This is a genomic window from Solemya pervernicosa gill symbiont, assembly GCF_002020875.1.
In the GTDB taxonomy this organism is placed as follows: domain Bacteria; phylum Pseudomonadota; class Gammaproteobacteria.
Genome location: NZ_MPRL01000113.1, coordinates 1 through 5,857 on the forward strand (window position 1 = coordinate 1; position 5,857 = coordinate 5,857).

A 5,857-nucleotide genomic window follows, 5' to 3' on the forward strand; every position below is an offset into this window, starting at 1 on the left:
TCTTAATAAAGATTTAAAGCCCATTGTCCATTATAATCCTCTGTTTATGCCAATATCGCCTGATATCTCGCGCAGAGCTAGAGGTGCATTCGACCTGGCAACAATAAACTATATAACTGCGATGCCTCATCTCAACGAAGGTGATTATGGTTTTTGGGAGAAGGTTCATAAGCCGATTAACGATCCTAACCCTGCACTTAGCCTATATCGCCAGCATGGAGGTTATGGTGTGCCTGGTGCGATATATGGATACAAAGGAAAGCTAGATGGATTAGTTTATCCGATGGAAGAGTGTGATTATCGCCTAAGGACTTACCATAATATGCGGTCCGCAATCATTAGTGACGACAATAAATCATCTTGGTGTCTGATAAAAGAGTTCACTATGCCATCAGATGGATTTCCAAGTCAGAATCTGCTTACTGACTTGGAGTACAGTGACGCGATATACGGCAAGATTGGAAAGTTAAGTAGAGGGTATAGTGGTGGACCAGGGTTAATGCTGGCATCGCCTGATGATCCAACATCAAAACATGTATATATTGGTCCGGCATCAAGCCAAACTATGATGGCCAAGGAGATAGATGCACCTGAAGATCCAGTTGCTTATGGAGGTCTATCTAACATCATGAGAAATATCGGGTCCGTAGTCTTTCCGGCGGGTGGCTCGAACGATCTTCTCCCAGTCTCGATTGGAATGCCACCACTAACACTAACCAATGAAGCCTTTACCACCGCCGTTACTGCACAGAAGAAGATGATTAAAGTCACAATATACTACTTCTTCGGAAACCCCTTGCTCTTCGACGACCAAGACAATATGCCTCGATTTCTACCGTATAGTAGATATAAAGGGATTTATAAGGCCAATGCTCATCCGATAGAAGCTCCTCCAACTTTGCCTGCAGTAGGTCGACATGGGGGTGAATTACGCCGGAAGAAGTAGTTATTGCCTCGCATCCGGTACAGGCTGACCAAGATCATGCGTCATGGAGAACGGAGTGATGGCGGTTAGTCCTTATATCCCTCGCTATCCATGGCGGTCAGCGTAGGAGGCCGCCTTAAATAGAGGGATGTTGGATAGCTTCATGGGAGGTGAGTTTGTTATTCAAGGATATGTTGGCCGAGACATCTACGGGAGTGCTCCACTTAGCCCACACCTTTATGTTTATAATCCACGCCTTATCCAGGACAATCTTCCATCAAGATTCAACTCGATGGATCATCCTGGTGAGGGGTGGCAGCAGATGAAGGCATTAATGTCTGTTCATTCAGTTGGGATAATGCGAACAACATTCTCAGCGATTAATACTGATAAGTCTTCAAGAAAAAACGCAGCGCCGGTGCAGGTGGAATGATACCGTTTGAAGGCATGCAAAGTGTTGCGCCTGATAACGACAATCGCTGACCGCCATGGAGAGCGTGAGCGAACGACGGAGAAGATGCAGCAGCGGCTTTATGTCGGCGTAGAGTCAGTGAGGGAGTTGTGTAGAGCCGCGAAGAGGTGATTACGCACCGCAAAAATAGTGACTCCCCGGATACTCTGATATGGTAGCTGTTCACGCTCGCCGTGAGATTCTTTCTCGGGGTGCTGAATCGAGCAGTGGGCTAGGATGGTGCGGTCTTCGGAAAAGTCCGAATCGCTGATGTGCTGAAGCCTAACAGAAGGGTTTGGGGAAAAGCGAGAGAGTTAGTCGTTGGAGAAATTTATTATGGAATGCATTCACAAGCCGGAGATTATGTTTCCGCTGGCGCTGCTTGGAAGTGTTGCTCTTGCTTTTTGTTGGTCATGCGCTCGGGAAAAGGACTAGCAGTCCAATCTTGGCTACACTGAGTTCATTTAACAGGTAAAAACCCTCGGAAGCTTGTCTCTTCTGTTAAAGCAATGAGTTGTATAAGAGCCAGAATAATGCTCAATAGCAATATCTGGATAGGCGATATTAGGAGGATATATTGAAAACAAATGATAATAGTGATGGTGTGAATGTATCATTGCGCCATATAACTAAAGATAGCCATGAAGAAGTAGATGCTAATCATATGCAAGGTGTCATGAATATCAGTGCTGAGGTCACTGACCCTGTTCATCTGAGCCCTGAGTTTCCAAGAATAGGCTCGCCAGATGTTCTTATAAAATGTGTTGTCAGCGCTTGCGCTGGTAATAATCATGGTTTCCCAAAAGGCGATTGGATTCCATATCTTGGTATCTATTATCAACTCACAAAAAATGATAGCGAATGGTCCAGCTTTGGCTGTTTAAAGCCGATTATAAGTGATCCGCCACAAGTTATAGGTGAACCAGCACAAAGACCTTTTTACGGTATTAATACTAAGCTGGAAGGCGTAGGCAGATATACATTGGAATTCCGTGTTGACCCACCAGCATACCATGGCTTATATCGCCAAACTGGCACTACCTCTTCATGGTGGAGTCCATTTTATGAGACGTTTGAATTTTATTACAATTAAAATAATGAGGGACGGTGAGGATGTCAATAGTATAGGTGTTCCCATAGTAACTTATCCTTGGTTTCTCTCACGAGAGAACTGCTTAAACGATGCTGGTGGTTGATAATTCGTATTATCGCTGACCGCCAGCGTTTCGCTATCCATGGCGGTAAGCACTGGCGTGGGGAGGGGAGGGTGATCAGCCATGTCAGGCATTCCTAGAGGTGCCTTGGAACACGCTTACTAGTCTGCCAAACCAATATCGATGCTTTTAGCTACAGTCCATACCAATCTGGCGAGAATGTCAGGGTAATCCTGGTGGGGGCGATCACCAAGACTATTGGTCACTAAATGAATGTCTGTTTGTTTTCTCTGCTCTACCAAGTCCACAGCGGAGAAACGACACCTCTGATCTGGCGGCTATCAACCGCACCAAAATACCGGCTATCGAATGAAAGTGGGTGATAATCAGAGAAAATTATTACCTGGTTATCGGCTAGCTCTTCATCTATCTCAACCAGTGGTAGATCCCTGCTTGATGCGTCCTTAGCAAAGGGCTGGCTATCTTCTACAAAATTACCGTTGATGACGATCCCGTGCCGGTTTATCACAACCTGATCACCAGAAACAGCAATTACCTTTTTGATTAGCGGTGCTATCCCTGAGTCGCAGTAAAAACTATCAGACAAATACCCGCGTTCCTTAGCTTCTCTGAAGACTGCTTCAGAGCCAGGACAGAAAAGAATTGTCTGTCCCTTGCTCCAAGTCTGGTAACCACCAGACACTATCCAGAAGCCTAAAGGGTATGATTCTGAGTGGTTATATCGGATGCCGGTAGAAGCAGAAATAGCTGATACCAACAGCAGAAACCCTGTAAAATACAGAACATATTTGGTTGGCATAATAAAGTTTAAATGTTTGGATGTCATAGCTAATTCCATCTTCCTTTGGACGGTCTAGATTATCCTGAATATCTTCATATACAATGCCATCAATAGTCTAGGTCCATATGCGCTGATAGCGCCACATTGATGGGGGTATCGATTAAATTAATACCAACAATGATAATGTAAAGTTATCCTTCTAAAAAAACTCCTACACACTGCGATCTTCACGAATAGAAGGAATGATGCTATGGGTGAACGTTTACAACGAATCAAGGACAAGATAACCCGCGAACTAGGGCCGATAATAAGGAAAGCGCTAGAAGATCCTGAAATAACAGAAATAATGCTTAATTCTGATGGGAATATCTGGACGGAGCATTTTTCTAAAGGTATGGAACAAGTAGGCGCTATAACACCGCAAGCTGGACAAGCTTTGCTTGCTACAATCGCTTCAAGTCTTGGCAAAGAAATAACAGAAGATCAGCCATCTATCGAAGGGGAACTAATGCTTGATGGCACACCACGTATTGCCGGATCTATTCCTCCTAAAACGGTTGGACCGCAGTTAACTATTCGTAAGCATGCCAGCAAAGTTTTCACGCTGGATGATTATGTAGACGCGAGTTCACTTACTCCGTTGGCTCGTAAGTATCTTAAAGACGCTGTTGAAAAACGTCTGAACATTATGGTATGCGGCGGCACAGGTTCTGGTAAGACTACGTTTGCCAATGCTCTGATCAATGAAATCTCAGTGCTTTGCCCATCAGATCGACTCTATATTCTGGAAGACACCAGGGAAATACAGTGCAGCAGCAGAAACTTTGAACATTTTAAAACGTCTGAGGCTGAAAGCATGGATGCCTTGGTTATATCCTCTCTTCGCCATCGTCCTGACAGGATCATTGTCGGTGAGGTTAGGGACGGCGCAGCACTTTCCCTTTTGGAGTCTTGGAACACTGGTCATGAAGGAGGTATAAGCACCATTCATGCCCGTAAAACTTCACTTAAAGGCGCATTCCTGCGACTTGAGTACCTATTACAGAAAGCCCTACCCGGCACGGAAAATGGTCAATTGATCGGGGAAGCTCTAGACTTAATTGTAACTATCGAAAAGCAAGGTCAGAGGAGACTTATCACAAGCATCACCGAAGTAACATGTTATAATCCAGAAAAAGCTGGGTACCAAACGAAAGCCATCGAAATGACGGCTGCAGATTTAATTAAGAAAGATAATGAAGGGGATTCGTAATGAGGAAGTTTATGCGCTTGGCGTTGGCAATGACGCTAGTGATCTTTGTGCCAGAAACGGCTCTTGCCGCAGCTGGTACGGGCCTTCCGTGGGAAGGACCGCTTACTGTTCTGAGTAACTCGATCACCGGTCCGGTTGCGTTCTCGGTAGCCCTGATCGCAATTGTTATTGCTGGTGGTGTACTGATCTTCGGTGGTGATCTTAATCAGTTCGCTCGCGTAGCAATTTTTATTGTCCTGGTACTGTCATTGATCATTGGCGCGGCCAACTTCCTGTCTAGTACCTTCGGTACTACCGGCGCGCTGATCAATGTAGCGCAGCCGATTACATTCACTCCGAAAGCAGAGGTCTCTATGGCGCCAAATAACGACGTTTTAATCATGGAATCTGGCTTCTAGAGCTTATCTATAACCTTAAAGTTAATTGAAATGGAACTCAACAGAATACCAATTCACCGCGCAATGAACCGCCCTAATTTGCTGATAGGTGGAGAGCGGGAGTTGGTTCTTGTTAGCGGCCTAATGTCAGCCACCCTAGCTTTCGCTGGCTCATCAATAGCGACAATTATTGCTGGTGCACTGCTTTGGTTCGGATTCTTGAGCATGCTTCGCATGATGGCAAATAAAGACCCGTTTATGTCCAAGGTCTACCTACGCCATATCAAATATCAGAGCTTCTACCCAGCAAGATCAACACCATACAGGGATAGGTGAATGTTACGGACAAGAGTTTTTCGAGAGAAAATAGCTGGTTTATCGGATCTGCTGAACTGGGCGGCCCTTATTGATGATGGAATCATCATTCAGAAAGACGGTTCCTTTATGGCCGGTTTCTATTACCGTGGAAACGATATTGATTCGTCTACACCACTAGAACGTAATGTGCTGAGAGCGCGGGTTAACAGTGTCCTCTCTCGGTTAGGTTCCGGGTGGATGCTTCACATTGATGCCCTGCGACTTTCTTCTACAAACTACCCAGATGCTAGCAAAAGCCATTTTCCTGACGACATAACGCAAACTATCGATGAAGAGCGTAGATTTCAGTATCAAAATGAAGATTCACACTATGAATCCATCTATGTTCTGATGGTTACTTTTCTGCCGCCTCTTCGCGCCAAATCAAGGTTATCAGCCATGATGCTAAACGATGGTGGATCTTCTAACAACAAGGTCAAGTATGAAGGGGTACAGGTTTTAAATCAGTTTAAAACTGGTTTGGTTGAGATCGAGGAAGGTTTAAGCGGTGTTATACGTCTGCGCCGTCTGTCATCCTA

7 protein-coding genes and 1 pseudogene are annotated in these 5,857 nt (G+C 45.0%); 7 read left to right on the top strand and 1 reads right to left on the bottom strand.

All coding sequences use genetic code 11. The features are described 5' to 3' along the window. From BOW52_RS17160 to BOW52_RS16215, 3 genes are all read left to right on the top strand, one after another. Nucleotides 1-946, top strand: a 946-nt coding sequence (locus BOW52_RS17160; RefSeq protein ID WP_172840398.1) for a hypothetical protein, incomplete at its 5' end; no start/stop codon positions are given. A gap of 142 nt (nt 947-1,088) precedes the next feature. Then, complete coding sequence (locus tag BOW52_RS16210) at nt 1,089-1,358, top strand: hypothetical protein (protein WP_135622568.1); 270 nt, start codon at nt 1,089-1,091, stop codon at nt 1,356-1,358. Nucleotides 1,359-1,953: 595 nt separating this feature from the next. Continuing rightward, the gene (locus BOW52_RS16215) at nt 1,954-2,469 is read left to right on the top strand and encodes an iron transporter (protein WP_172840399.1); all 516 of its coding nucleotides are present in this window, start codon (nt 1,954-1,956) and stop codon (nt 2,467-2,469) included. A gap of 356 nt (nt 2,470-2,825) precedes the next feature. Here the strand turns inward: BOW52_RS16215 and traF are convergent, their stop codons facing one another. Next, nucleotides 2,826-3,389, bottom strand: a complete 564-nt coding sequence (gene traF, locus BOW52_RS16220; protein WP_078485126.1) for a conjugative transfer signal peptidase TraF — start codon at nt 3,387-3,389, stop codon at nt 2,826-2,828. A 193-nt stretch (nt 3,390-3,582) separates the two neighbouring features. On the opposite strand from traF, the gene trbB reads away from it, so the two are divergent. The 4 genes and pseudogenes from trbB to BOW52_RS16240 form a co-directional block, all read left to right on the top strand. Beyond that, on the top strand, nt 3,583-4,584 hold the full coding sequence (gene trbB / locus BOW52_RS16225) for a P-type conjugative transfer ATPase TrbB (protein WP_078485127.1): 1,002 nt from the start codon (nt 3,583-3,585) through the stop codon (nt 4,582-4,584). Then, complete coding sequence (locus BOW52_RS17815; RefSeq protein ID WP_135622573.1) at nt 4,584-4,982, top strand: TrbC/VirB2 family protein; 399 nt, start codon at nt 4,584-4,586, stop codon at nt 4,980-4,982. Before trbB ends, BOW52_RS17815 begins: the two co-directional genes overlap by 1 nt. 30 nt (nt 4,983-5,012) lie before the next feature. Beyond that, nucleotides 5,013-5,297 carry a conjugal transfer protein TrbD gene (locus tag BOW52_RS16235; protein ID WP_078485128.1) on the top strand — a complete coding sequence of 95 codons (285 nt, stop codon included), beginning with the start codon at nt 5,013-5,015 and terminating at the stop codon, nt 5,295-5,297. Beyond that, nucleotides 5,298-5,857 (top strand): annotated as a pseudogene (locus BOW52_RS16240) (hypothetical protein); the annotation flags it as partial. It abuts the gene before it with no gap.